We start from the raw sequence: 26,484 nt of genomic DNA on the forward strand, positions 1-26,484 counted from the left end.
GAATAACGGTCTTACTCTTTCACATCGTTGGTGGTGGCGCCTGATATAGCGGGACGGTAATGATCTGTTTGTAATTTAGATATCGTTATTCAAACCCCGCACTGCTAACGCATTGCGGGGTTTAATTTTTTGAGGGAATGAGGTTTGATTTTTAGTCATATAACTACCACACCAGGCGAAGTAACTAGCATTACACAAGTTCGCGACTACATAAGTAGTCCACTTGCACTGTATGCTGCACTTGATAAGCCTAATTCGCTGCTGCTTGAGTCAGCTGAGATTGATTCTAAAGACAGTGTTAAAAGTTTAATATTAGTTGACAGCGCCCTGCGTATTGTATGTAAGGGTAAAACGGTAACTGTTAGCGCACAATCTAATAACGGCAAACAATTATTAAGCTACTTACAAGCAAATGTTAAACGCTGTGATTCACAATTGAACGACACAACGCTTACACTTAACTACCAAGACACTAGCAGCGATATAGACGAGGCAAGTAAGCTTGTTGCCGATAATGCATTCAGCGCTCTTCGTACCTGTATTAACAGTATTCAAAGCACCACAGAAAATCCATTTTCGGTATTTTTAGGCGGTGTATTTGCCTACGATATGGTGGCAAATTTTGAGCAGTTAAGCGATGTACCTGATGGCGAAAACACCTGCCCTGATTACGTATTTTACCTAGCCGAAACCTTAGTTGTTATTGATCATCAAAAACAAACCACTGAGCTTATTGGTAATGTATTTAATGGCCCAGATGTTCATGCAAATTGCTTTGAAGTAGGTAAAGAACTTGAACGGTTAAATACCCTTTGCGACAACGCGGCAGAATTTAGCGCAGACTTGCAAACTGGCGAATGCGAAGTAAACGTAGATATAAGCGATGAAACTTACTGCGAGCAAGTGGTTAAACTTAAAAAGAATATTGTCGATGGTGACATTTTTCAAGTAGTGCCTTCACGTACTTTTTCATTGCCCTGCCCTGATTCACTGCATGCTTACAGCCAGCTTAAAAAGCAAAATCCAAGCCCATACATGTTTTACATGCGCGATGAAGAGTTTGCTTTATTTGGCGCCTCTCCGGAGTCGGCGCTTAAGTACGATGTAAGTAATCAACAAGTTGAAGTGTATCCAATAGCAGGTACCCGAGCGCGTGGTAAATTTGCAAACGGACAAATAAACCCAGACTTAGATAGCCGTATTGAACTTGAACTAAGAAACGATCAAAAAGAGCGTGCTGAGCATTTAATGCTTGTTGATTTAGCCCGTAACGATGTTGCACGTATTAGTGTTGCAGGTACTCGTTTTGCAAAAGAGCTATTAAAAGTAGACCGATATTCACAAGTAATGCATTTAGTGTCACGTGTGGTAGGTACATTAAAACCTGAACTTGACGCACTACATGCTTATCAAGCGTGTATGAACATGGGCACGCTGGTAGGCGCTCCTAAAGTACGTGCCGCAGAGCTTGTACGCCAAACCGAAGGCAAACGCCGTGGAAGCTACGGTGGCGCAGTAGGTTATTTAACCGGCGATGGCGCAATGGATAGCTGTATTGTTATTCGCTCTGCGTTTGTAAAAAACAATACAGCGTATGTACAAGCTGGCGCAGGTGTCGTGTTTGACTCAGACCCGCAATCAGAAGCAAATGAAACCCGCGCAAAAGCTCAAGCGGTTATTACCGCCATAAAATCTACTTATAAGGCGGTATAAAATGAGTAATGCAAATCCACTTAAAATATACTTTTTAGATAATTTTGATTCGTTTAGCTACAACCTTGTTGATGAACTAACCATGCTAGGGTGTAAGCTTGTTGTATACAGAAACAACATAAGCGCTGACGTTATTTTTAACAAAATGCGCCAAGAGTCTGGCCAAGTATTATTAGTTCTATCACCAGGGCCTGGTACACCAAGCGATGCAGGCTGTTTAATGGGGCTAATTGAACTTGCTAAAGGTCAATTCCCTATGCTTGGTATTTGTTTAGGGCAGCAAGCTTTAACACAAAGTTATGGCGGAGTAATCGGTCACGCTGGCAAAACCGTACATGGTAAGTCATCAATCATTGATTTAAACGCACACCCTGTATTTGATGGCATGGGAAGTACAATGCCTGTAGCGCGTTATCATTCGCTAATGGCAACTGAAGTACCTAAAAATATTGAAGTAATAGCACAATTTGAAGACATACCTATGGCTATTTACCATCATGAAGACAGTGCATTGGGCTATCAGTTTCATCCTGAATCAATACTTACGCCAAATGGTGCGATGCTACTTCAGCAAAGTGTCGCGTATTTAACACGCGCAAATTAATAGAGGACATTATGAGTACACAACGACAAGAGCCCATAAATGTTCAATATGCTATTGAGCAGCTTATTAAAAATCAATCACTAAGCTATGAGCAGTCAAAAGCATTATTTGATGAAATAATGCAAGGCAACATGAGCGAAATAGAGCTAACAGCTTTACTTATTAGCCTTAAAATAAAAGGCGAAGTGAGCGATGAAATTGCCGGCGCTGCCGCATCGATGCGTGAAAACGCGGTTACTTTTAATACAACCAGCTCACAACTTGCTGATAGCTGTGGTACCGGTGGCGATGGCTCAAATACAATTAATATAAGCACTACCGCTGCAATTGTTGCAGCGGCCGCAGGTATTAATATGGTAAAGCATGGTAATCGCAGTGTATCGAGTAATTCAGGCTCAGCCGATTTACTCAAAGCACTGGGTATTAATATTGATATGAGCCCAGAACAAGCTGCAAGATGCCTTGAGCAAACACACTTTACCTTTTTATTTTCACCGCATTATCACAGCGGCGTACGTCATGCGATGGGCGTACGTACAGCACTTAAAACACGTACAATTTTTAATATTTTAGGCCCACTTGCTAACCCTGCGGCGCCTGATGTGCAATTACTAGGTGTGTACGATGAGTCGTTATGTATGCCTATGGCGCAAACACTTAAAACATTAGGCACTAAGCGCGCAATGATCGTGCATGGCTCAGGTACCGACGAAATCGCCCTGCACGGCCCAACCAATGTAGTTGAGATCAATGATGGCGAAATAACGCAGTACACATTGAACCCAAGCGACTTTGACCTTGCAAACTATTCACTTGAACAACTAGCCGGTGAAGGCCCACAATACAACGCAAATGCAAGCCTCGCCATATTGCAGGGTAAAGGCACAGACGCACATAATGCGGCTATTGTGGTTAACGTAGCTGCCCTTTTATACCTAACAGGTAAAGCAGAAACGTTAAAAGAAGGGGCACAACAAGTACAAACACTACTTAGTTCAGGCAAGGCCATGGACACATTAAATGCAATTATTGAGGTAAGTCATGGCTAATGTATTAGACAAAATTGTTGCTGATAAAAAATTAGAGCTTATTGAACGCAAAGCAGCCCGCCCGCTTGAAAGCTTTAAGCATCTAGTAGAGCCTACTAGTCGCAGCTTTTATGAAGCGCTGGCGGCGCCAGGTACACAGTTTATTTTAGAGTGCAAAAAAGCATCTCCATCAAAAGGGTTAATACGCGAGCCGTTTGATTTAACAGAGATCACCTCTGTTTATAAAAAATACGCTACCTGTATGAGCGTGCTTACAGACGCAAAATACTTTCAAGGTAGCTTTGATTATTTAGAATTTGTACGTAGCCAAGTAGAGCAACCACTTATTTGTAAAGACTTTTTTATTGATGAGTACCAAGTGTATATGGCGCGAATTTATGGCGGTGATGCTATTTTGTTAATGCTCTCAGTACTTGATGATGAGCAATATAAAGCCCTACACGCAGTAGCGGACTCGCTTAATATGTCGGTATTAACCGAAGTAAGTAACGAAGAAGAAGTACACCGCGCCCTTGCGCTCGATGCACAAATTATAGGTATTAATAACCGTGACCTACGTGATTTAAGCACTGACTTAGCCACAACCGAAAAACTGCGTAAACTCATTCCTGCAGATAAAGTGGTTATTTCAGAGTCTGGTATTTATACCCATCAAGATGTTAAACGCCTAGCACCGCTATGCGATGGTTTTTTAATTGGCAGCTCCCTAATGGCCGAGCGCGATTTAGAGCAAGCCTGTAAAAAAGTGATACTTGGTGATAACAAAGTTTGTGGTTTAACACGCAGCCAAGACGCACAAGCAGCTTATAACAGTGGTGCTGTATATGGTGGGCTTATTTTTCACCCTAAATCACCACGGTATGTAGATTTAGACTGTGCTATTGAGCTTACCCAAAGCGCTCCGCTAAACTTTGTAGGTGTATTTGTAAATGCACCCATTGAGCAAGTAGCTCAATACGCAAGTGTGTTAAAATTAGCGGCAGTTCAACTACATGGACAAGAAAGTGACGATTATATTGCCACTTTGCGTACACAACTTCCTAACGGGTGTGAAATTTGGAAAGCACAAGCAATTAAAGATGCATTACCAACACCTTTAAATGGCGTAGAACGCCACCTTTACGATACCCACAGCGATACACAAGCTGGTGGTACAGGTAAAGCATTCGATTGGTCGGTGCTTCGCGATGCAACCACACCGTTTATGCTAGCGGGTGGCTTAAATCCAGAAAATATTAAAGACGCGCTTTTTCAAGGTGCCCTTGGCCTTGACCTAAACTCAGGCGTTGAAGAATCTGCGGGTAAAAAGTGCCCTAACAAATTACAAAATGCTTTTACAAGCATCAGAAATTATTGAGGTTAAAATGCAAAATCCAGCTTATTTTGGCGAGTTTGGCGGTATGTTTGTACCCGAGCTACTTGTCCCTGCGCTTAAGCAGTTAGAAAACGAATTTAACAAAGCACAAAAAGATCCTGAGTTTCAGGAAGAATTTACTAAGTTACTAAACGAGTATGCAGGGCGCCCTACGCCGCTTACTTTAACGCGTAATTTAATTAAAAATCCTAAAGTTAAACTTTACCTAAAACGCGAAGATTTATTACACGGTGGCGCACACAAAACTAACCAAGTACTTGGTCAAGCGTTGCTAACTAAACGTATGGGTAAAAAAGAAGTGATTGCAGAAACCGGCGCTGGTCAACATGGTGTTGCAACAGCTCTTGCGTGTGCATTACTTGGCTTAAAATGCCGAATTTATATGGGCGCTAAAGATGTAGAGCGCCAACAGCCAAACGTATTTAGAATGAAATTAATGGGCGCAGAGGTTATTCCTGTAACAGCGGGCTCAGGTACATTAAAAGATGCGGTAAACGAAGCACTACGTGACTGGTCTGCAAATTATCAAGAGGCACATTACTTACTTGGTACTGCTGCGGGCCCTCACCCATTCCCAACAATTGTACGAGAGTATCAAAAAATTATTGGTGAAGAAGCTAAACAGCAAATACTAAAAGCTGAAGGTCGCTTACCCGATGCGGTACTTGCATGTGTTGGCGGTGGCTCTAATGCTATTGGTATGTTTACAGACTTTATCGACGAGCCAAGTGTAAAACTCATTGGTGTAGAGCCTGCTGGTAAAGGGTTAGATACCCACGAGCACGGCGCTACCATATGTAAAGGCACCAAAGGTATATTACACGGTACGTATACTTACATTATGCAAAACGACGATGGGCAAATAGAAGAGTCATACTCGGTATCTGCCGGTCTTGATTACCCAGCAGTTGGCCCACAGCACGCGTTTTTACACGAAACAGGTCGTGCTCAATATGTTGGTATTACCGATACAGAAGCACTTGATGCGTTTCAAGCGCTTGCTAAAAACGAAGGTATTATTCCGGCACTTGAATCAAGCCATGCCCTTGCTTATGCACTTAAATACGCAGAAGAGCAAACAGAAGAAAGCATTTTAGTGGTTAACTTAAGTGGCCGTGGCGACAAAGACTTAACGCACGTACACACTGTTTTATCACAAGGAGGTCAACTATGAGCCAGTTAAATACAGATCGTTACGGTAAAACATTTGCCGCCCTGAATGAGCAAAAACAAGGTGCATTTGTACCCTTTGTTACTATTGGTGACCCAGGCAAAGAGCAAAGTATTGCGATTATTAAAAGCCTAATTGACGGTGGCGCTGATGCACTTGAGCTTGGCATTCCGTTTTCAGATCCAATCGCTGATGGCCCTGTTATTCAAAAAGCGAATATTCGCGCGCTTGATGTAAATATTAACACCCAAGATTGCTTTGATATTATTAAAGAAATACGCGATTACAATGCAGATATTCCTATCGGTTTATTACTGTACTCTAACCTTGTGTTTAAGCGCGGCCTTGAAGCATTTTATAAAGATGCAAAAGCAGCAGGCGTAGACTCTATTTTAGTTGCTGACGTGCCACTACATGAGTCTAAAATGTTTAGAAAAGCCGCTATGGCAAACGGTGTAGACCCAATATTTATTGCTACACCCAATGCCGATGACGATACACTGCGCCAGTGCGCGTCTTACGGGCGTGGGTACACGTATTTACTGTCGCGTGCAGGTGTTACCGGTACTGATACTAAAGCGCAAATGCCAGCGGGCAACATTGTAACTAAATTAAAAGAATACCATGCAGCCCCTGCTTTATTGGGCTTTGGTATTTCAACACCCGATGATGTAAAAGCAGCGCTAAATGCAGGCGCAGCCGGTGCAATTTCAGGCTCTGCCGTTGTTAAAATTATTGAGGCTAATCTTAATGATTTAGATGCAATGACTACGCAGTTAAAAGCGTTTGTAAGTGAAATGAAAGCCGCAACTACCTCATAACGGACATTTAATATCGTGACCCCTAGTAATTGAGTAATTCAATTACTAGGGGATTTTTGTGTTTAATTACTATCGATTTTTTAAAATTGAACTTAATAAATTGTTCAAAGAATATTGCTCACTCATACTAGGAAAGCATTAATATGTCTATGCAGACACTATTAAGCATTAGTCACAAATTTAATATGAGGACAATTTCACGCATTGCCAACAATCTTACTCTAGTGGTTTCAACTTGATCGCAATAATAGTAATGATGGTAAACCACTGGTTACTGAGTCACGCTTGTGCTTTTTTACAATTATGAAAGTTTATAATAAGAAAAGTATATCTCACCTAACCCCTCATTAAAGCCAGACTTCTCGTGTATTAGTATTAGTCTACTTATAAATAACTATCAAAAATGACGAAAAACCTCGGAAGGGTTAAGCTTATTTACCTGCCGACAAAGCTATTTATAAAGTTGATCGTCTTTGCTCAGATAAAAAGCACGCTTTTTGTTAAAGCACACAGAAACTACGATCTGGGTCCGTCAAAGTATCGAACTTAGACTTTTGCGGCCTATTAGAAATTAGTCTTATTTTGTAGCGACGCTTCCAATTTCAGCCTTTTTTTATGCCTAAAATATAGTTACACTTTTAAGATAATTAATAAATTAAGCAATGTATGAGAAACCAGCTATACCAATTAAGTGAAAACGATATAGCATTTCCACACCCTGAATATGCTCTCACCTCTCCTGATGGGTTACTGGCAATAGGCGGCGATTTATCCGTTGCGCGTTTAAGTAATGCCTATAAAAATGGTATTTTTCCGTGGTTTAGCGAAGACGAGCCCATAATGTGGTGGTCGCCGAGCGAGCGCGGCATCATAGAGCTTAATGAATTTCATATAAGTAAGAGCCTGCGAAAGCATTTAAAAAAGCACCCCGTTAAAGTTACTGTTAATAATGCATTTGCTGAGGTCATTGAAGCGTGCTGTGAGCAACGCATTGATACCGATGGCACTTGGATCACTCAAGTTATGATTGACGCTTACAACGATGCACATGAGGCCGGTATTGCACACAGTATTGAAATTTGGCGTGATGGAGAACTAGCAGGCGGCCTTTATGGCATTATGCAAAATGGTATATTTTGTGGCGAGTCGATGTTTCATCATCAAACCAACTGCTCAAAGCTTGCAGTGTGGGCGTTGGTTAATTGGTTAAAACGCCATAATGCACATTTTATAGATTGCCAACTAGAAAACCCTTATTTAACTTCTTTAGGTGCAAAAGTGATCCCCCGCTCAGAATTTTTGACTAGACTCAAAAAAGCACACACTTATTGTGTTGATCACACTATGTGGGAACCACAGGAGCTTAACGCAATTTATGAATGAACATCTTCCGGCGCGCGTTGGCTTAAGCCAAGAGTTTGCTTGTAGCTATCTACCCGATCGCCAAGAACAGCTTTTGGTGATTTTAGACCCGAGCTGTTATACAACCGATAAATTTGAACAACTATTAGCGTTAGGCTTTCGACGCAGCGGTAACCAAATTTATCGTCCGCACTGCCCTATTTGTAGCGAGTGCAATTCAGTACGAGTATTGGCGCAACAATTTATTCCATCAAAATCGCAAAAACGTAAACAAAACAAAGCAAAATCAGCATTTGAAGTTAAATATTCAAGTGTTGAGCGCGAGCAATACTATCCGCTTTACAGTAAATATATAAGCTTACGCCATAGCGATGGCTCTATGTATCCTCCTGATAAAATGCAGTTCCAAAGTTTTTTATCATGCAGCTGGCTAGAGATCACATTTATAGAGTTATGGCATCAAGATACGTTAGTAGCTGTTGCGGTAACTGATTGTATGACCAACGCTATATCGGCTATTTATACGTTTTTTGACCCCGACTTTGAGCACTATAGTTTAGGCTCGGTAATGATTTTACAGCAGCTTAAATTTGCTAAAGAACAAAATAAGGAATTCGTCTATTTGGGCTACCAAATAGACGAATGCGATAAAATGAAGTACAAAACTCAGTTTTTGCCCGCACAAAAACAGGTTAATGATGAGTGGTTGGCTATTTAATTTGCAAAAATTCCCCCTGCGCCTTTACTTATTGGCGTATTTTGGGCAAAATCTGCAGCGTTTAACTATTAAAGAGGTGTTACGCTAAACATGGCGAAAGAAGACGTAATCGAAATGCAAGGGACAGTCCTTGATACTTTACCAAATACAATGTTCCGAGTTGAGCTAGAAAATGGTCACGTAGTTGTGGCTCATATTTCAGGTAAAATGCGCAAAAACTATATCCGTATTTTAACCGGCGATAAAGTAACGGTAGAAATGACTCCTTACGATTTATCGAAAGGTCGTATCGTATTCCGTGCTCGCTAAGTAAGTGCGTAAACGAGATTTAGTTTTTGGCTAGTGTATAACTAGCTTTAAGCGTTTATTAAATGTAATTGATGGTACTTACTAGCAATTACATTTAATAAACAAAAAACCCAGCTTTTGCTGGGTTTTTTGTTGCCTGTAAAAAGTCAAAAAAATAGCTCGCTGCAAGCGAGCTATTTTATTTTTACAAAGCTAATTACGCTGGTGTTAAATTACTTTCGTAATCAAAGCGTATTTTTTTATCTTTAACAGACACTTTAACTGTGCCGCCATCAATAAGTTGACCAAATAAGATTTCGTTGGCCAGTGGTTTTTTAAGCTCTTCTTGAAGAACGCGTGCCATAGGTCGCGCTCCCATTGCTTTATCGTAGCCTTTGTCTGCAAGCCATTCGCGCGCTTTAGATGTAAGTTCTAGGTTAACTGACTTCTTGTCTAATTGCGTTTGCAGTTCGACAACAAATTTATCAACAACTTGTAAAATAACGTCTTTTTCAAGGTGGTTAAACCAAATAATGTTATCTAAGCGGTTTCTAAATTCTGGCGAGAATACTTTATTAATTTCGCCCATTGCATCGTGCGTATGGTCTTGCTCACTAAAGCCAATAGATTTGCGCGTAGTTTCTTGCACGCCAGCATTGGTAGTCATTACTACAACAACATTTCTAAAGTCTGCTTTACGACCGTTGTTGTCGGTTAACGTACCGTGATCCATTACTTGTAGCAAGATATTGTAAATATCAGGATGTGCTTTTTCAATTTCATCCAAAAGTACAACAGCATATGGGTTTTTAATTACAGCTTCGGTTAATAACCCGCCTTGCTCAAAGCCTACGTAGCCTGGTGGCGCACCAATTAAACGACTCACCGCATGGCGCTCAACGTACTCTGACATATCAAAACGAATAAACTCAACACCCATACATTTAGCTAGCTGTTTAGTGACTTCAGTTTTACCTACACCCGTTGGGCCTGCAAATAAGAATGAACCTACTGGCTTATCTTCGTTCGCAAGTCCTGAGCGAGATAATCGAATAGCTGATGTAAGTGCATCAATAGATTGATCTTGCCCGTATACAAGCATTTTAAGATTGCGATCAAGGTTTTTAAGCGTTTCTTTATCTGTTGATGAAACATTTTGCGGTGGAATACGTGCCATTTTAGATATAATCAGCTCAATATCTGATACACCAATGGTTTTTTTACGCTTCGAACTTGGCTGCAAACGCTGATTAGCACCCGCCTCGTCAATTACATCAATAGCTTTGTCGGGTAAGTGACGTTCATTAATGTATTTAGCACTTAATTCAGCGGCTGCTTTAAGGGCTTTTTGGGTATAACGAATACCATGATGCTCTTCGTAACGCTCTTTTAATCCGTTAAGAATTTTGGTGGTATCGGCAACACTTGGCTCAAGTACATCAATTTTTTGAAAGCGACGAACCAAGGCACGGTCTTTCTCAAAAATATTTTTATATTCATTGTATGTAGTAGAGCCCATACAACGTAATTGCCCACTAGAAAGTAATGGTTTTAATAAGTTTGATGCATCCATTACACCGCCAGAGGCTGCACCTGCACCAATAATCGTGTGTATTTCATCAATAAACAAAATCGAGCCAGGTTTTGCTTGCAGCTCTTTTAATAAACTTTTAAAGCGTTTTTCAAAATCCCCTCGGTATTTGGTGCCCGCCAATAATGCGCCCATATCAAGCGAGTACACAACTGCATCAGCAATTACTTCAGGTACTTGCTCGTTAACAATACGATACGCCAAGCCTTCAGCAATGGCTGTTTTACCAACCCCTGCTTCACCCACAAGTAGTGGGTTATTCTTTTTACGACGACACAATACTTGTACCGTGCGCTCTACTTCACTATCGCGACCGATTAATGGATCAATGTTTCCATCACGGGCTTGTGCGTTTAAATTAGTAGTAAAGCTATCTAATTTGCTTGCTTCTTCATTTTGTACTTCTTGCACTTCTTCATGAATGTCATCGGTGTCGTCACCTAACTCATCATCTGCTTTTGAAATACCATGAGAAATAAAGTTAACAATATCCAAGCGAGAAATATCACTCTTTTTAAGTAAATATACAGCTTGGCTTTCTTGCTCCGAAAAAATAGCGACCAAGACATTTACGCCTGTTACTTCATTTTTTCCTGATGATTGAACATGAAAAACTGCGCGTTGTAGAACTCGTTGAAAGCCCAGTGTAGGCTGAGTTTCTCGCTCTTCTTCTAAATCTGGAATTACCGGCGTTGTTTCGTCGATAAACTCTAATAATTCAGTTTTTAAGCCTGAAATATCTACACCGCACGCGTTTAAAGCTTCCCCCGCTGACGGGTTATCTAAAAGCGCAAGTAAAAGGTGCTCTACGGTCATAAACTCATGACGGCGAGTGCGCGCTTCACGAAACGCGGCATTTAAGGTTAGTTCTAAGTCTTTGTTTAGCATTGGCAACCCCTTACTGAGATAATAATTTTATACCACAACAATCGGATGTTTGATCACCCTAATTGGTATTTATACCAATTGCATTAAATTAGTGGCCTATTATAGCGATGAGGAAATAACTTAGTAACAGGGCAAAAATTACAAATATAGTTGCTCTATATGAATAATTTTTAACGAAGTTAATAAGTAATTTAATCCGCTAAAATGGTCATTTTTTTAATAAAACTGGTATCTACTCCTGCTCACAACTACAAAGCAGTGGATGCTCGTTATCCCGCGAGTAGCGGTTAACTTGTTCAGCTTTGGTATGGGCTACGTCGAGGCTGTAAACCCCGCATATACCTTTACCTTTTTCATGAATTTGAAGCATCACGTCGGTTGCTCTATCGCTATCCATATTAAAAAACGTCATCAGAACTTCTATTACAAAGTCCATTGGCGTGTAGTCGTCGTTATTTAAAACAACTTTGTATTTTCGCGGTGGCTGAAGCTTTTGCTTTTCACTATCACGAACTGTGTCTATTACACCTGAATCTTTCATACCACTCATAATTAAATATAGTCTTGTCTTTGGAACTCAAGCAAACTTGAATAAAAAATAAATAAAATGTTAAAAAATAACTTCAAACACTTGACTGGTTGGCTAAATAAACTACAGTCAAATGTAGATTGATTAAACCTTAGTCAGTCTAGCAAATTATATAGTTTAGAATAACTAAATTAGTCAACTTATAGAAGGATGTAGAAGTATGGCTTGTGGTAAAGTCAAATGGTTCAACAACGCCAAAGGTTTTGGTTTCATCGTAGAAGACGGCTGCGAGAATGATATTTTCGCTCATTACTCAACGATTGTAATGGACGGTTATAAGACACTTAAAGCTGGTCAAGATGTAACATTCGAATTAGAACAAGGTCCTAAAGGCCTTCATGCTAAAAATATTGCCCCTAACGGTGACATTTTAGAGTGATTGCAACTTTGTTCCACTAAAAGCGAGTGACCTAATTTAGATCCTCGCTTAATCCTTCAAAACACTTCTTTGCTTCTACCGCTATTTATTGCCTCATTTCGCGTAATTTCAACCCTTTTCCTTGAATTTATTTTATATACCCCAATGTTCTAACACAGAGCTATTTATATACTTGTTGGCAAGTTCAAAACCTAGCCCTTTTTAGCCAAGCTTGTTACACTCTTGGTGCTAAAAACAACGTATTAACATCGCAATTGCTTAAGTGTTTTTGTATTAGGAACTTCCTATGCTAAAGGCTAATACCACTCAAACCAATTTAGTGGTTAAGTGTAGTGTTATTCGTTGAATTATAAACAGGAACCCAGTTCGTCAGGTGTGATTATTCTGCTTTATTAAAAGGCAATACTGAGTATTAACACCTAACAAACTATTCATTATTTGAAAGTTGATACGGCTTCTCAAGTTTAATGAGTTCCTTTGCATTGTTGAATAAGGCCTTTGGCCTACTATCTAGGAATGATGATGACATCAAAAATTATCTATACAAAAACGGACGAAGCTCCGGCACTAGCAACTTACTCGTTGTTACCAATTATCCAAGCCTATACCAATGCGGCAGGTGTTGAAGTTGAAACTCGCGATATTTCACTAGCAGGTCGTGTAATTGCAAACTTCCCTGACTACCTAACTGAAGAGCAACGCATTAATGATGCACTTGCAGAGCTTGGCGAATTAGCAAAAACACCTGAAGCTAACATCATCAAATTACCAAACATCAGTGCATCCGTTCCACAGCTTCGCGCAGTAATTAAAGAACTACAAGCTAAAGGTTATGCGTTACCTGATTACCCTTCTGAGCCTAAAAACGATGAAGAAAAAGCAATTCAAGCAACTTACGATAAAATCAAAGGTAGTGCAGTAAACCCTGTATTACGTGAAGGTAACTCTGATCGTCGCGCGCCTGGTTCTGTTAAAGAATATGCACGTAACAACCCTCATTCAATGGGTGCGTGGAGCAAAGATTCGCAGTCGTACGTTGCAAGCATGAACGAAGGCGATTTCTTTGGTTCAGAGCAATCTGTAACTGTAGACACTGCAACTGATGTTCGTATTGAACATGTAGCTACTAACGGCGACATCACTGTACTTAAGCAAAGCACTCCACTTTTAGCTGGTGAAGTTATTGATGCATCACGCATCAGCGCTTCTAAGCTTCAAGCGTTCTTAGCAGCAGAAATTGATGCAGCTAAAGAAAAAGGCGTTTTATTCTCGCTTCATATGAAAGCGACAATGATGAAAGTGTCTGATCCAATTATTTTTGGTCACGCTGTTAAGGTATTCTACAAAGATGTATTTGCTAAACACGGTGAGCTTTTTGAAGAGCTAGGCGTTGATGTAAATAATGGTTTAGGCGACGTATACGCTAAAATTCAAACATTAGATGACGCTAAGCGCGAAGAAATTGAAGCAGACATTCAAGCTGTTTACGCAGATCGCCCTGCCATTGCTATGGTTGATTCTGACCGTGGCATAACAAACTTACACGTACCAAGTGATGTGATCATTGACGCGTCTATGCCTGCAGCTATCCGTTCAAGCGGTCAAATGTGGAATAACGACGGTAAATTACAAGACACAAGCTTTGTAATTCCAGATCGTTGTTACTCAGGTGTTTACCAAGCAACTATTGATTTTTGTAAAGAAAACGGCGCATTTGATCCAACAACTATGGGTAGCGTTCCAAACGTTGGCCTTATGGCTCAAAAAGCTGAAGAGTACGGTTCGCACGATAAAACGTTTGAAGCAAAAGCTGACGGTTCTATCCGTGTTGTTGATGCAAATGGCGCTACTTTACTTGAGCACACTGTTGAGCAAGGCGATATTTGGAGAATGTGTCAGGTTAAAGATGCACCAATCCAAGACTGGGTTAAACTTGCTGTAAACCGTGCACGTGCAACTGGCGTTCCGGCAATTTTTTGGTTAGACGAAAACCGTGCTCACGATGCACAACTAATCAAAAAAGTGAACAAATACCTACCAGATCACGACACTGCTGGCCTAGATATTCAAATTTTAGCACCGCTTGAAGCAACACTTTTCTCTTTAGCGCGTATTAAAGAAGGTAAAGACACTATTTCTGTAACAGGTAACGTACTACGTGATTACCTAACAGATTTATTCCCAATTTTAGAGTTGGGTACAAGTGCTAAAATGCTTTCAATTGTTCCACTTATGAACGGTGGTGGCTTATTTGAAACTGGCGCGGGTGGTTCTGCACCTAAGCACGTTCAGCAATTCGAAAAAGAAAATCACTTACGTTGGGATTCTTTAGGTGAGTTTTTAGCACTTGCTGCATCACTTGAACACTTAAGTGTGACTGCTGGTAACAAAAAAGCACAAGTGCTTGCAGATACACTAGATAAAGCAACAGGTACTTTCCTTGCAGAAAACAAGTCGCCTTCACGTAAAGTAAAAGAAATTGATAACCGTGGTTCTCATTTCTTCTTATCTTTATTCTGGGCCCAAGAGCTTGCTAAGCAAGACGAAGACAGTGAGCTTAAAGCGCAGTTCACTCAAATTGCTAGCGATTTAGAGACACAAAAAGATCAAATCGTAAACGAGCTTAATGAAGCGCAAGGCCCTGCTGTAGACTTATCTGGTTACTTCCAACCAAATGATGATGCTGCATTTAAAGCAATGCGCCCAAGTGCTACATTCAATGAAATTTTATCTAAATTAGTATAACTTTAGATTGAATTAAAAAACCGCTTACTTTTAAAGTAAGCGGTTTTTTTTATGTCTTCATTTTATATAAAAAGGCCGCTACTTTAACGTTAAAGTAGCGGCCTTTAATAATTAACCTGAATTTTGGATAATTAAAGCTATGTTAATTATTTTGTATAAGCGCGTGGCATTGTTGAATCTGTAGTATAGCGGTCACGTAGCTTATCTTGACGAGACCGTGTAGAAACTTCTTCACCGTTAATAATCATTTTGCTTACATGGCTGCTTAGCTCAAATGGGTCGTTACTCCATACAACCACATCGGCAGCTTTACCTACTTCCAGGCTACCTGCATTTATGCCAAATACGTCGGCTACATTGGATGTAACAGCGTTTAATGCACCTTGTTGGCTCATGCCATACGAAACTGCATTACCGGCATCAAAACGAAGCTGGTAAATATTATGGCTGGCATCGCCGCCTACAGTCAAAATAACCTTTACTCCGGCTTTTTCAAGCACGGCTGCGTTATCTAAACTTGCATGAAGTGAGTCAAAGCTTGAAGGTAAGCTATCCATTGCACTAATAATTACTGGCACTTGTGCTTGAGCTAGCTTCTCTTTTACTACAACTGCATCTTGTGCACCATTGAGTACTAAATTAATGCCAAACTGTTTTTTAACTTTAAGAAGCTCGATAATATCTGCCGCACGCGATACACCGACGACAAGTGGCATATCGCCGCTAAGTACTTTAGCCATTACTTTATCTTCGGTACTTGGCTTACTGTCGTCATCTTTTTTAGACTTTTTAGAAGCTTTAGTTTGGTGCTCTTCAAGCTTATTAATCAGTGTTTGTAATGTAAAAGCACGAGAGCCTTTTCTGCGTTCACCTAAATAAACAATTAAAGCGGCTTGTTTTTGGATGTCACTATCAAAACTACCACTTAAATCAACAACGCTTGCAAGGCCTGAAAAAATACTGTCGCCACCGTGAGGAGTTATTACATCGCGTGTAACCCCGCCCTTACGCGCGTAAGGTATTAAGCTTGAATGCGCGTTATAAGCAAGACTTACATCAAAACCAATACCCGCTTTTTCTTCCCCTGCATCGCGAGAGCCTGCAACTGCACTCACTTCAACAAGGCCAAGCTGATTAATACTTGAAATAAAACCAGGTGTTACAATTTGACCTTTTACATCAATAACTTTATCTGCTTGCACTTGTGTTGGATTAATGGCAGTAATTTTTCCGTTATCCATTACTATGCTCGCGTTTTGTAAAACGCCTTGCTCGGTCGATGTATGCAGTGTTGCATTTACAATAGCAAGCGATTGGGCACTTGCCGCACCTGAAGCTAATAATCCAGCAGCAACCAGGGATAGCGAAAACGAACGTGATAAATTTTTCATTCTGGGCTCCTTATTGTTGGCCTAACATAAAATCACTTTGTGCTTGGAATGCGCTATCGTTTCTATCATAAACTTTTGCACCATCAACAAACACTTGCTCTGCTTTTGCGTAAACACTAAATGGGCTATGATTCCAAATAACTACATCACCTTGTTTACCGGCTTCAAGCGACCCAGTTTTATCTGCAATGCCTAAAGATTTAGCAGCATTAGACGTGATCCATTTAATGGCATGCTGCTCAGAAATATCAAAACCATTTTCGTTTGCACGGTACATTACTTTACCGGCTTCTTGGTTTAAGCGTTGAATGGTTGTATCAGAATCAGAGTGCACAACCGCACATGAGTTTTTAACCGCATCTACAATCGCTACGTTTTCTTGAACCATGTCGTACGCTTCCATTTTAAAGCCCCACCAATCAGGCCAAAGTGCAGCACACGAACCGTTATCAGCTAGAAGGTCGGCAATTTTGTACGCCTCTACGCCGTGGTGGAATGTACCCGCGTGGTAGTTAAATTCTTTAGAAAGGTCAATCATCATGGCCATTTCTTCAGCTTTGTAACAATGGTTGTGAATTAATACTTCACCTTCAAGCACCGCTCGAAGAGTATCGTGCTTAATGTCGCGAACGGGTGCTTCTGGGTTTAAGCCAGCTTCGTAATCAGCGTCGTATTTGTCCCATGCGCGCTTATACTCTTGCGCTTCTGCCCATGCAATACGGTAACCGGCCATGTTACCCATACGGGTTGAAGGTAATGTACCTTGACGACCATAAACACGTTTAGGGTTTTCACCACACGCCATTTTCAAACCATTTGGCGCTTCAGGGAATTTCATTGCCTGCATGGTATGTGCGGGTACGTTTTTAAGCGTAACGCCTCGGCCACCAAATAAGTTAGCTGAGCCTGGTAAAATTTGTAATGAGGTAATACCGCCTTCACGAGCGCGGTTAAAGCCAGGGTCTTGTGGCCACACAGAATGCTCAACCCATACCTCAGCAGTATTTGGGCTCGTCATTTCGTTACCATCTTGATGCGACTCAACTGATGGGCTTGGGTAGGCGCCTAGATGAGAGTGAACATCTATAATACCTGGAGTTACCCATTTGCCCATTGCATCAATTGTCGTGTCTGCATTAGCAGATAAGTCTTTACCTACTTGCTGAACTTTACCATCAACAAGTAAAACATCAGTTTCATCTAAACGCTCACCCGTACCGGTAAGTACAGTAGCATTTGTGATTAATGTACTACTAGCTACTGGTTTGTAAGTACTTGGGTAAGGGTTTTTATTAATTGTTATTTTTGGATCTTGTGGGCCATTTTCTTGGCAACCAACAAGTGCAGCAGCTAAACCAACTGCTAACAATGAGGGAGCAAATTTTTGCATGTTGTTAGGTTCTCCTGTTTTTTTGCTACTTTAGCTAAAGCTAAGGTATAAAGCTAAAAAAACAGGTAAAAAAGCGATTAATTGAGTTAAATGACTGTAATTATTTTTTTATATAATTGTTATACAGCTTTTCAAGCGCACCTTCGGTTGTAAGTGACGGATCTTTGCTTATAAAGTGTTTAACGGTACGAGTTACAAAATCTGAATTTTGCTTATGTTGCTTTGAAAAATCTTTAATTAATGTATTACCGTCTTTCGCTGCGGTTACTTTATCGTGACGATGACGATATTGGCTTAACGCTTTATTAAAGTCGCCGTTGTAATCTTCTACTAAAATTTTATAAAAATCACTTTTTTGTACTTGAAGACTATTTATGCAGTAGTTTAACGCTTCTTTAAAGTCAGTAAAAATCATGCCTTCTACATCAAACTCTTTAGTTTTTTCACGTACAGTTACGCGCGCTTCTTCTGTGGCATAACTAAAGCCCGTAAACGCTAGGCGCTCTGATGCTTCTTTACCTAATTTCATACCCGCTTGAATGCTATGGGCAAATTCGTCGCTCATTTCGCCAAGTTCGTTTTCTTCCCACATATTGTATACGCGCAGCGCTTTTGCATATTTGCTTGAGAGCTTTTTTTTAAGCTTAGTAAAGCGCTCATCTATGCTCATAAGCCTTTCGTTATGTAATAGTGCATGGCACTCATAACATGCTGCAATTGATACAAAATCGGATTCTTCGCCCAAATCTATAATGCTTTGTAGCATATGCAGCGGCGGGCAATGGTCTCGCTCTGTTGCTTCGCATCCACAATAAAAACATTGATTAAAATGCTTGTGCTCACATGCATACGCTTGCTGATAATAGCTTGCTAACGTTTTGCTCACTGGTGCTCCTAATAAATACGCGCTAATAAAACATCACAAATAATGGGGGCGATAATAGCAGGCTGAAAAAATAAGTTATACCAATTGCATTAAATTAGTGGCCTATTATTTCGTTATGAAAATAGCGCAATAATAAGGCAAAATTATGACGTGTAGATATTCTACACGAATCATTTTTAACGCAGTGAGTGCGCTATTTAATACGATAGAATGATTATGTTATTAATAAAATTGGTCGCTATAAAATAATTTTACTTAAGTATGTCAAAAAACACATTTTAAAAAGTATATATTCAAGCGCCTACGTAAAGTGTGTATTTTTCACATACATGCTTACACCTTGTTGCGTTTGGTTAACAGCTTTTTAGATTAAATAGCTCAATAATAAAGCTGAACCACAAACAATGAGGAATAATTATGAATACGTTAAAAGCTAGTTTATGTACAACGTTGGTAGTTGGCGCAACACTATTAGTAACCCCTGCTTCAGCAGTTCAATTTGAAGCTGCTGATTCATCAGCTGGTACACAAGCATGTATGGCTGTAGCGGCTAATAAAGCGCATGTACTACGTAAAACATCACGTAATTTAAATATTAACAAAGCGGCTATAAGCAAAAAGCTTAAGTGCAATAACTTATCAATGGGTGACTTTGTCACATTATATAATTTAGATAAAAGCGCTAACTATTTAAATATTGATACCAGTACCCGTACGTCAATTAAAGATATAGCAAAAACATTTAACCCTGAAAAAGTAATTATTACAGGGCCAAAATAGTATGGCGTTAATGCAAAACTAAGCCTGTTTATAATCAGGCTTAGTTTTATTATATAACAGCTGCAATTAAACCAAATAAGCCACCAAATACACCGCCCCACACCACTAACCAACCTAAGTGCTCACGGATCATGGTTTGAATTATTTCTTTCACCATTTTAGGTGTTAACTCATCTAAACGCTCATCCACTAATTTAAGTACCGTAGCGTGTAAGCTTTGTGCGCTATTACCTTGTGAGAGTGTTTGGTTTACTAATGCTTTAAAGTTGTCAGTTTGAGAAATCTCACTAAGCGACAATTGCATTTTTTCTATAAACTTTTCTCGCATTGGCTCAATGGCGGCTTTGCCACCAAACATACCTAACATGCTGCCAAACTGAGACTGCTCTATGACCTCCAATAAATTGTCAAATGCAGGGTTTAAATCAACGTTACTAATAATGGGTGCAAAGTCGATATTTGGCTGTGCTTTATTGAGCAGATTATTGATTTTTTGCTCTGAAAAAAACTCAGTTAATATTAAATCGCGAATTGCTACTTTAAAGCTCTCAAATTTAAGCGCTATAACACCAGAGCCGTATAAAAAAGGGACTTTTTCAAATAGCATATGAATAGCTAATAAATTTGTAACCGCACCAGAGAGGGCAAATAAGCCAACCGACAACACAATTGCTTGGTCAAAAAAGTAACCCGCTACTACGCACACGCCAGCAAGTAAATTGGTGATAAAACTCTTATTCATTAGTGCTCCATTAGCATTTTTTATATCGTTAATTTTACAACGATTAGTTTGTTAAATTAATACTTTTTTGCCATAGTTTAAATACCTGTTTAAAAGGCGAGCAATAACTATGTGGAAAACTGTAAACGAGCATATTAGCCAAGCCATTCATTATGACTTTAAACACACTTATAAACGCCAATTGCAAAGTACAAATACCGATAAACTCTTTCATTTAACCAATGGTACTCATAATTATTTAGTTAAAATAGCGCTTAAAAGCGAGCTTGAACGCCTCGAAAGCGAAGCAGTAGGCCTTAAACTTCTTACACAAAACAGTATTTTTATGGTGCCTGATTGTATTGTAACAGGTGCTAACATTGAGTTTTCGTTTATTGTGCTCGAATGGCTCGTACTCGATAAGCAGCCACATACGCGCTGGGATGATATGGGAAAGCACCTTGCAATGCTGCATCAAAAGCATCCTCAAGCTATGTATGGCTTTGATGTAGATAACTATTTAGCCACTACTGTGCAACCAAATAGATGGCATAAAAAGTGGGATGTATTTTACGCAGAAGAGCGCATTGGCTGGCAATTACAACTCCTCGCTGAAAAAAACATAAACCTAGTTGAACCTGAGCGCATAATAAATTTAGTTAAAGAGCAGCTGCATAATCATCATATAGAGCCCTCTCTTTTACATGGTGATTTTTGGCGTGGGAATATGGGGTTTATTAAAAATATACCCACTTTATTTAATCCTGCTTGCTATTACGGTGACCGCGAGGTTGATATGGCAATGAGCGAATTATTTGCGCCACTACCTAACGACTTCTATAACGCCTATAACAAGCACTACCCGCTTTCTCCAAACTACGAAAAACGCAAACTCATATACCAGTTATACTCTATTTTAAATCACGCTAATATATTTGCAGGCCACTATCTTACTGAAGCAAAACAACATATCGATAGACTGCTTAGTTAAACTATTTAAAGCAGTAAAATAAGTGTCATAAGCTGCATTTCAGCGCTATATTTAATGAGTAAGTAGAGGTTCATCTGTCAGCGATTAAGTTGGACCTAACTTAATAATTTATAGCGGGAGTGATTATGAAAGACTTTTTATCACAACGTATCACCTGCCCACATTGCGGCAATCACATACATTTAGATATAGACGCAAGTATGGGCGATCAAGACTACATTGAAGAGTGCAGCGCTTGCTGTAACCCTATCCATTTAAACATGCATATTGACCATGTGAATAAAAAGCTAGAGTTACATATAGACAGTGATGACGAACAAATATTCTAGCCTTGGTGGCGTAAGTAGTTTTCGACCGTATTAATAATGGTATAGGTTTGCTGATCGACCTCAATGTTTAGCTTATCGCCTACTTGCGCTGACCCTAGATTAGTAATGGCCAGTGTTTCAGGGATCAGGTGTAACCAAAAACCGTGTTCATCTACCTCACCAACAGTTAGGCTTGCGCCATTAATGGCTACAAATCCTTTGTAGATCACATATTTTTGCCATTTTTTAGGTAAGCTAAGCTGAATTTTACAGTTACTTTGCACTTTAATTATTTGGCTTATTTGTGCCGCACAGTGGATATGCCCCGACACTATATGCCCACCAAGCTCAGTACCAAACGTTACAGAACGCTCATAATTAACTAAGCTCCCTAACTCCAACTCGCCTAAGTTTGTAAGCGCCAGCGTTTCGTCAATCACATCAAAGTGAACTTGCGCCACTACATCGTGGTTACTTAGTTCAACTTTAACAACGGTTAAACAGCAGCCATTAATTGCAATACTCGCCCCTAAATCAAGGTGCTTAACATACTCATCACCTACCGACACCACTAAGCGAATAACGCCTTCATTTAGCACTTTAGATACAACGGTCGCTTGTGTTTGCACAATTCCTGTAAACATAAAATCACTTTAAATTATTACAAAGTGATAGTTTAACGTATCAACTCGCAAAATCATTCACTACTGTGATTTTTATTTGAAACACAATAGATTACAATTGCCGCCTGTTTAATCTAATAGCTGTTTTTATGACCTTTTGTAATTGGGAAGCTAAGCGTTTACTTTCTCTTGCTTTACCTGTTTTTTTAGCACAAGTCACACTTATTTTAATGTCAGTGGTCGACACTATTATGGCCGGACAAGTAAGCCCAACCGATTTGGCCGCGCTTTCTATTGCTACGGGTATTTGGAACCCTTTATTAATGGCTTTACAAGGGATTTTATTAGCCCTTACCGGTATTATTGCCCAGTTTTCAGGTAGCGATGACAGAAAAGGCATTAGTCACTATTTTCAACAAGCGCTTTATTTAACCGCTATTTTAAGTTTTACCGGCTTTGCGATAAGCTATTTAGCCGATACCATTATTTTTAAACTCGATACCAGCCCAGCGATTGCTAATTTAGCTTACGATTACATTCACTTTGTAAAATGGGGAGTATTTGGCTTTTTAATATTTACAGTTTATAGAAACGTGACCGAAGGAATGGGTATGACCAAGCCCGCGTTTTATATCAGCCTACTGGGGCTCGCTGTAAATATTCCGGTTAATTACATATTTATAAATGGCTTATTTGGTTTACCTGCTTACGGCGGTGCGGGGTGCGGTATTGCTACCGCCATAGTATTAACTATTATGGCCATAGCCCAAGTAACCTATTGCCAAATGAGTAAAAAAATAGATGCGAAAGGGCTAGTTTCATCATTCGAAAAGCCTAATTTTAGTACTATTAGTATTATAACAAAGCTGGGTATACCTATATCGTTAGCCACTTTTTTTGAAGTGACTTTATTTGCATGTATTCCTTTGTTTATTGCTCATTTAGGTGCCGTTGCGGTATCAGGGCACCAAATAGCTGCAAGTGTTACCACATTACTCTTCATGATGCCGCTGAGCCTATCAATCGCTATTAGTATTCGTATTGGTAATTTGTTTGGTCAAAATAATATGACGCAATTAAAAGTAGCGGTTTCTACCAGCTATATTTTAGCTATTGCCATTGCATTGTTTTTGGCGCTCATTACATTTACAGGCAGAAACTATATAAGCCAACTGTATAGCGACAGCCCTGCGGTGTTAACATTGGCCTCATCAATCATGATTTTGGCATGTATATATCAATTGCCTGATGCGCTACAAGTTGCGGCTAATGGCATTTTAAGAGGCTTAAAATACACCACACCAATATCGTACATTACGTTTATATCGTATTGGTTAATCGGCTTTTGCTTAGGTTTCGTATTGGCAAGAACAGATATAATTGTACCAGCCATGGGGCCTCATGGCTTTTGGGTAGGAATTATAGTAGGCCTTAGTGTTGCTGCTATACTCTTAATGCTCACAGTACACAAACGCCTTAAGTATGAGTTTAGTAATTATGAAGCACTCAATAAAAGCTAGCATATTTTCAAACGACACAGCATTAGTTACTTTACTTATACTGTTCAGCTTTTTACTGGTTGGCTGTAATAAAGCCCCTAGTGATACAAATAAAACCTATGTTGAACGCTTAAGCAGTACACTTGATGTGGCTGCTATTGAGCCTAATTTACTTAAGCAACTGTCGTTATTGCCCCCTGCACCACTTGAAAAAAACAATATCACTTTGAGTATTGTTGAACTTGCAGGTATTAGCCATTGCAAATTAAACGTACTAATCAGTGAGCACAATAACCAATTAGGTAAAACAGCCAGTGCTGCGGGTAAATTTAAGTATCAAATAAATTTTATACAAAGCGCACAGATTTGCTTAAACTCGCTTGATAAAAACAGCCCTATCTTTAGTAAAATACAAAAAGCTAAAACCTACAAGCAAACACATCTAATGCACTATTTTAATACTATGCTTTTTAAAGAGCGAGAGCTTAACCAAACATGGCAATTAACATCAACCGAGCTAAATAAAGAACCTGCAGGTTACAGCGATACATTACATGCCCTTAAACAGCTGGTTATCATTAAAGAGCAAATAAGCACCCAACAGTTTAATAGTATTAACGCGAATGCTATTTTTAGTGCTCTTGAGCAGTTAAATAAATATCAATTTAACCAAGCGCTCATTCAATCAGCTCGCATGCAAGTGGTATTAAATAATAGTGCTACAGATTTTGTAAAAACACTCGATTTAAATGACCTTTGCCCTGAGGGAAAACACAATAAAAAAGCCAAAATAATAAGTAATGTATTTCAAAAGTTTTATTTAAAAGATATTCAGCCTTATCAAGCACAACTCACAGGTTACCTAGAAGAGCTACAACCGCTTTACAAGGAGCTGTGGTTTGGCCAAAGTATTACTAGCGAGTCAATTAATAACTTAATAAAACCTAAATCAAACACTAACTTACTGAACTTACTTAAAAGCTCAGCTAAAAATCATGTTATTTGGTGGCAAAGGTTTTATAAAACGTGCGAAATAAGCCCAATATGAATAAAAAAACGACAAATAAACTTAAAAATAACAAACTTGCTTGATTCAGCACTCTGCACGCTATATATTAGCGCCCGCTGGTTATTAATTTTGCCGGCATCTTAAATAAGTAATACGACTGTAGCTCAGTTGGTTAGAGCACTACCTTGACATGGTAGGGGTCGGTGGTTCGAATCCACTCAGTCGTACCAATATTTAAGAACCCTAAAAAAATTGTACGACCGTAGCTCAGCTGGTTAGAGCGCTACCTTGACATGGTAGAGGTCGGTGGTTCGAATCCACTCGGTCGTACCAATTAAACTCTATATTTCAAACAGTTAAAAAAAACCTATTCAATATACTCGTTTAATTTTTTGTTGAAAATTAAATTCTTAGTTTTTATTATTTTGTATTCAAAATTTAAAAATAACGAGAGTCAAGCCTTAAAAGATAATCCTAAAAATTACAGTTTTTACCGATTTGTGCCCCAATTTGTGCCCAAGCGCCCAAACCACTTTTTTAGCTCTTTAATCTTCCTCAAAATTAGACCCCTATCCTTACTAATTCACAAACCTCAAATCACAAATTTCAAATCAGGTGACCACTACCCTAGTATTTTCCGTGTCATATCATGAAATATTCTATGACCCCCATTCCATAAACTGCTTCTGTGCCTTGTTTAGACATCGGTGCCCACACAAGGCACAAATACAAAATCAGTTGAGCGCAGTGACTAATACTTTAATAATATAATATTTTCAGTCCAGACAAACAGTCATTTGACTGACACTAAATAGCCAGCTAGTTACGTGTTTAGCTCATAGATATCATAAGTCAAAAGGCAATTACTGTGGTTATCTGCCACTGCTATTCTGAAGAGATCTCACTAATAGTAATACTACTAGCACCATCGTCACCGGATAAGTACATATTAAGTGCATATAATAAATCAGGAGTTTTATTATATGCTTTTGGCTTAATAATATTATCTAAATGAACCCGACACTTAACTTTTTTATTTGCTTGCATTACACTAAATAATGTACCGCCGACATTTTTATTTAATAATTGTATTGCATGTAATAATTTATCTGAATTTACACTACCTACTTCCATAGAGCTTGCTATATCTTGTTTATCACTTGCACGAAGACGTATAAGTGCAAAAACTAGTTCTAATCGACGTAGTAATGAATTCCATTTGAAGTGCTTATCATTGCTTTCAATATTTAACTCATCCTTAGTTATGAAATCAGAGACTCTATTTACCAAAACATTAATTTGTTTACTTGTTAATTGGAAGACCAAAGACTTACTTCGCCAGATAGCTGTGCCCAATATTTCTAAACTAACTGCACGTGTTCCACCTATATCATCAATTGGTATCAGAATATTACTCAATAATCTTTTCTGCCACTCAGTTGAACAATCACCCAAAGCATAGGAAATATTCAACATTGATTGGCGTAATTTAGTTTTATTCTTAGTATTCTCAATTAATTGTTGAGCGAAAGATTCTGGCACTATACGATGGAAGTAACTGATAAATTGCCTTAATTCTTGTTCCATTTTACT

23 protein-coding genes, 2 tRNA genes and 1 pseudogene are annotated in these 26,484 nt (G+C 39.3%); 18 read left to right on the forward strand and 8 right to left on the reverse strand.

Features of this window, described 5'->3' with window-relative positions:
* Positions 1–144: 144 nt before the first annotated feature.
* From J8L73_RS07815 to infA, 9 genes are all read left to right on the forward strand, one after another.
* The gene (locus tag J8L73_RS07815; protein WP_211015931.1) at positions 145–1,713 is read left to right on the forward strand and encodes an anthranilate synthase component 1; all 1,569 of its coding nucleotides are present in this window, start codon (positions 145–147) and stop codon (positions 1,711–1,713) included.
* 1 nt (position 1,714) lies between these two features.
* Positions 1,715–2,317 carry an aminodeoxychorismate/anthranilate synthase component II gene (locus tag J8L73_RS07820; protein ID WP_211015933.1) on the forward strand — a complete coding sequence of 201 codons (603 nt, stop codon included), beginning with the start codon at positions 1,715–1,717 and terminating at the stop codon, positions 2,315–2,317.
* Positions 2,318–2,328: 11 nt separating this feature from the next.
* A complete protein-coding gene (gene trpD / locus J8L73_RS07825; protein ID WP_211015935.1) occupies positions 2,329–3,366 on the forward strand; it encodes an anthranilate phosphoribosyltransferase in 1,038 nt (345 codons plus the stop codon).
* Positions 3,359–4,723: a bifunctional indole-3-glycerol-phosphate synthase TrpC/phosphoribosylanthranilate isomerase TrpF gene (trpCF, locus tag J8L73_RS07830; RefSeq protein WP_211015937.1), complete on the forward strand. Its 1,365-nt coding sequence runs from the start codon at positions 3,359–3,361 to the stop codon at positions 4,721–4,723. Before trpD ends, trpCF begins: the two co-directional genes overlap by 8 nt.
* Before the next feature lie 7 nt (positions 4,724–4,730).
* A complete protein-coding gene (gene trpB / locus J8L73_RS07835) occupies positions 4,731–5,915 on the forward strand; it encodes a tryptophan synthase subunit beta (RefSeq protein ID WP_211000255.1) in 1,185 nt (394 codons plus the stop codon).
* A complete protein-coding gene (gene trpA, locus J8L73_RS07840) occupies positions 5,912–6,733 on the forward strand; it encodes a tryptophan synthase subunit alpha (RefSeq protein ID WP_211015939.1) in 822 nt (273 codons plus the stop codon). Before trpB ends, trpA begins: the two co-directional genes overlap by 4 nt.
* 666 nt (positions 6,734–7,399) lie before the next feature.
* Complete coding sequence (gene aat / locus J8L73_RS07845; protein WP_211015941.1) at positions 7,400–8,116, forward strand: leucyl/phenylalanyl-tRNA--protein transferase; 717 nt, start codon at positions 7,400–7,402, stop codon at positions 8,114–8,116.
* Positions 8,109–8,813 carry an arginyltransferase gene (locus J8L73_RS07850; protein ID WP_211015943.1) on the forward strand — a complete coding sequence of 235 codons (705 nt, stop codon included), beginning with the start codon at positions 8,109–8,111 and terminating at the stop codon, positions 8,811–8,813. The genes aat and J8L73_RS07850 overlap by 8 nt, the downstream gene beginning before the upstream one ends.
* A gap of 90 nt (positions 8,814–8,903) precedes the next feature.
* Positions 8,904–9,122, forward strand: coding sequence for a translation initiation factor IF-1 (infA, locus tag J8L73_RS07855; RefSeq protein WP_002962494.1), 219 nt, complete (start codon positions 8,904–8,906; stop codon positions 9,120–9,122).
* Between the two features lie 196 nt (positions 9,123–9,318).
* On the opposite strand, the gene clpA is transcribed toward infA, so the two are convergent.
* Complete coding sequence (gene clpA / locus J8L73_RS07860) at positions 9,319–11,580, reverse strand: ATP-dependent Clp protease ATP-binding subunit ClpA (RefSeq protein WP_211015945.1); 2,262 nt, start codon at positions 11,578–11,580, stop codon at positions 9,319–9,321.
* Positions 11,581–11,812: 232 nt separating this feature from the next.
* Entirely contained in the window at positions 11,813–12,121 is a 309-nt protein-coding gene (gene clpS / locus J8L73_RS07865; protein WP_082660643.1) for an ATP-dependent Clp protease adapter ClpS, read from the reverse strand.
* Between the two features lie 208 nt (positions 12,122–12,329).
* Here clpS and cspD point away from each other — a divergent pair, with 208 nt between their 5' ends.
* On the forward strand, positions 12,330–12,548 hold the full coding sequence (gene cspD, locus J8L73_RS07870) for a cold shock domain-containing protein CspD (RefSeq protein ID WP_004586755.1): 219 nt from the start codon (positions 12,330–12,332) through the stop codon (positions 12,546–12,548).
* Positions 12,549–13,070: 522 nt separating this feature from the next.
* Complete coding sequence (locus tag J8L73_RS07875) at positions 13,071–15,293, forward strand: NADP-dependent isocitrate dehydrogenase (RefSeq protein ID WP_211015947.1); 2,223 nt, start codon at positions 13,071–13,073, stop codon at positions 15,291–15,293.
* A gap of 146 nt (positions 15,294–15,439) precedes the next feature.
* Here J8L73_RS07875 and J8L73_RS07880 read toward each other — a convergent pair whose 3' ends face one another.
* The 3 genes from J8L73_RS07880 to J8L73_RS07890 all read right to left on the reverse strand — a co-directional run bounded on the left by J8L73_RS07880 (position 15,440) and on the right by J8L73_RS07890 (position 18,960).
* On the reverse strand, positions 15,440–16,684 hold the full coding sequence (locus tag J8L73_RS07880) for an amidohydrolase family protein (RefSeq protein ID WP_211015949.1): 1,245 nt from the start codon (positions 16,682–16,684) through the stop codon (positions 15,440–15,442).
* A gap of 10 nt (positions 16,685–16,694) precedes the next feature.
* Positions 16,695–18,074: an amidohydrolase gene (locus J8L73_RS07885; protein WP_211015951.1), complete on the reverse strand. Its 1,380-nt coding sequence runs from the start codon at positions 18,072–18,074 to the stop codon at positions 16,695–16,697.
* Between the two features lie 100 nt (positions 18,075–18,174).
* On the reverse strand, positions 18,175–18,960 hold the full coding sequence (locus J8L73_RS07890) for a hypothetical protein (RefSeq protein WP_211015959.1): 786 nt from the start codon (positions 18,958–18,960) through the stop codon (positions 18,175–18,177).
* A 417-nt stretch (positions 18,961–19,377) separates the two neighbouring features.
* On the opposite strand from J8L73_RS07890, the gene J8L73_RS07895 reads away from it, so the two are divergent.
* A complete protein-coding gene (locus tag J8L73_RS07895; RefSeq protein WP_211015961.1) occupies positions 19,378–19,740 on the forward strand; it encodes a DUF3718 domain-containing protein in 363 nt (120 codons plus the stop codon).
* A 49-nt stretch (positions 19,741–19,789) separates the two neighbouring features.
* On the opposite strand, the gene J8L73_RS07900 is transcribed toward J8L73_RS07895, so the two are convergent.
* On the reverse strand, positions 19,790–20,482 hold the full coding sequence (locus tag J8L73_RS07900; RefSeq protein WP_211015963.1) for a DUF445 domain-containing protein: 693 nt from the start codon (positions 20,480–20,482) through the stop codon (positions 19,790–19,792).
* Between the two features lie 109 nt (positions 20,483–20,591).
* Between J8L73_RS07900 and J8L73_RS07905 the strand changes: the two genes are divergently transcribed.
* On the forward strand, positions 20,592–21,452 hold the full coding sequence (locus J8L73_RS07905; RefSeq protein ID WP_211015965.1) for a fructosamine kinase family protein: 861 nt from the start codon (positions 20,592–20,594) through the stop codon (positions 21,450–21,452).
* A 125-nt stretch (positions 21,453–21,577) separates the two neighbouring features.
* Positions 21,578–21,781, forward strand: a complete 204-nt coding sequence (locus J8L73_RS07910) for a CPXCG motif-containing cysteine-rich protein (RefSeq protein ID WP_211000266.1) — start codon at positions 21,578–21,580, stop codon at positions 21,779–21,781.
* On the opposite strand, the gene J8L73_RS07915 is transcribed toward J8L73_RS07910, so the two are convergent.
* Positions 21,778–22,404, reverse strand: a complete 627-nt coding sequence (locus J8L73_RS07915; protein ID WP_058549773.1) for a riboflavin synthase — start codon at positions 22,402–22,404, stop codon at positions 21,778–21,780. The two genes, J8L73_RS07910 and J8L73_RS07915, sit on opposite strands and share 4 nt — an antisense overlap.
* Positions 22,405–22,532: 128 nt before the next feature.
* Between J8L73_RS07915 and J8L73_RS07920 the strand changes: the two genes are divergently transcribed.
* From J8L73_RS07920 to J8L73_RS07935, 4 genes are all read left to right on the forward strand, one after another.
* Entirely contained in the window at positions 22,533–23,903 is a 1,371-nt protein-coding gene (locus tag J8L73_RS07920) for an MATE family efflux transporter (RefSeq protein WP_211015991.1), read from the forward strand.
* Positions 23,881–24,930: a DUF3080 family protein gene (locus tag J8L73_RS07925; RefSeq protein ID WP_211015993.1), complete on the forward strand. Its 1,050-nt coding sequence runs from the start codon at positions 23,881–23,883 to the stop codon at positions 24,928–24,930. Before J8L73_RS07920 ends, J8L73_RS07925 begins: the two co-directional genes overlap by 23 nt.
* A 114-nt stretch (positions 24,931–25,044) precedes the next feature.
* Positions 25,045–25,121, forward strand: a tRNA-Val gene (locus tag J8L73_RS07930).
* Positions 25,122–25,147: 26 nt separating this feature from the next.
* A tRNA-Val gene (locus tag J8L73_RS07935) sits at positions 25,148–25,224 on the forward strand.
* 552 nt (positions 25,225–25,776) lie between these two features.
* Here the strand turns inward: J8L73_RS07935 and J8L73_RS07940 are convergent.
* Positions 25,777–26,484: pseudogene (locus J8L73_RS07940) on the reverse strand (hypothetical protein); the annotation flags it as partial.

This window comes from Pseudoalteromonas sp. MMG006 (assembly GCF_018101025.1).
GTDB lineage: Bacteria > Pseudomonadota > Gammaproteobacteria > Enterobacterales > Alteromonadaceae > Pseudoalteromonas.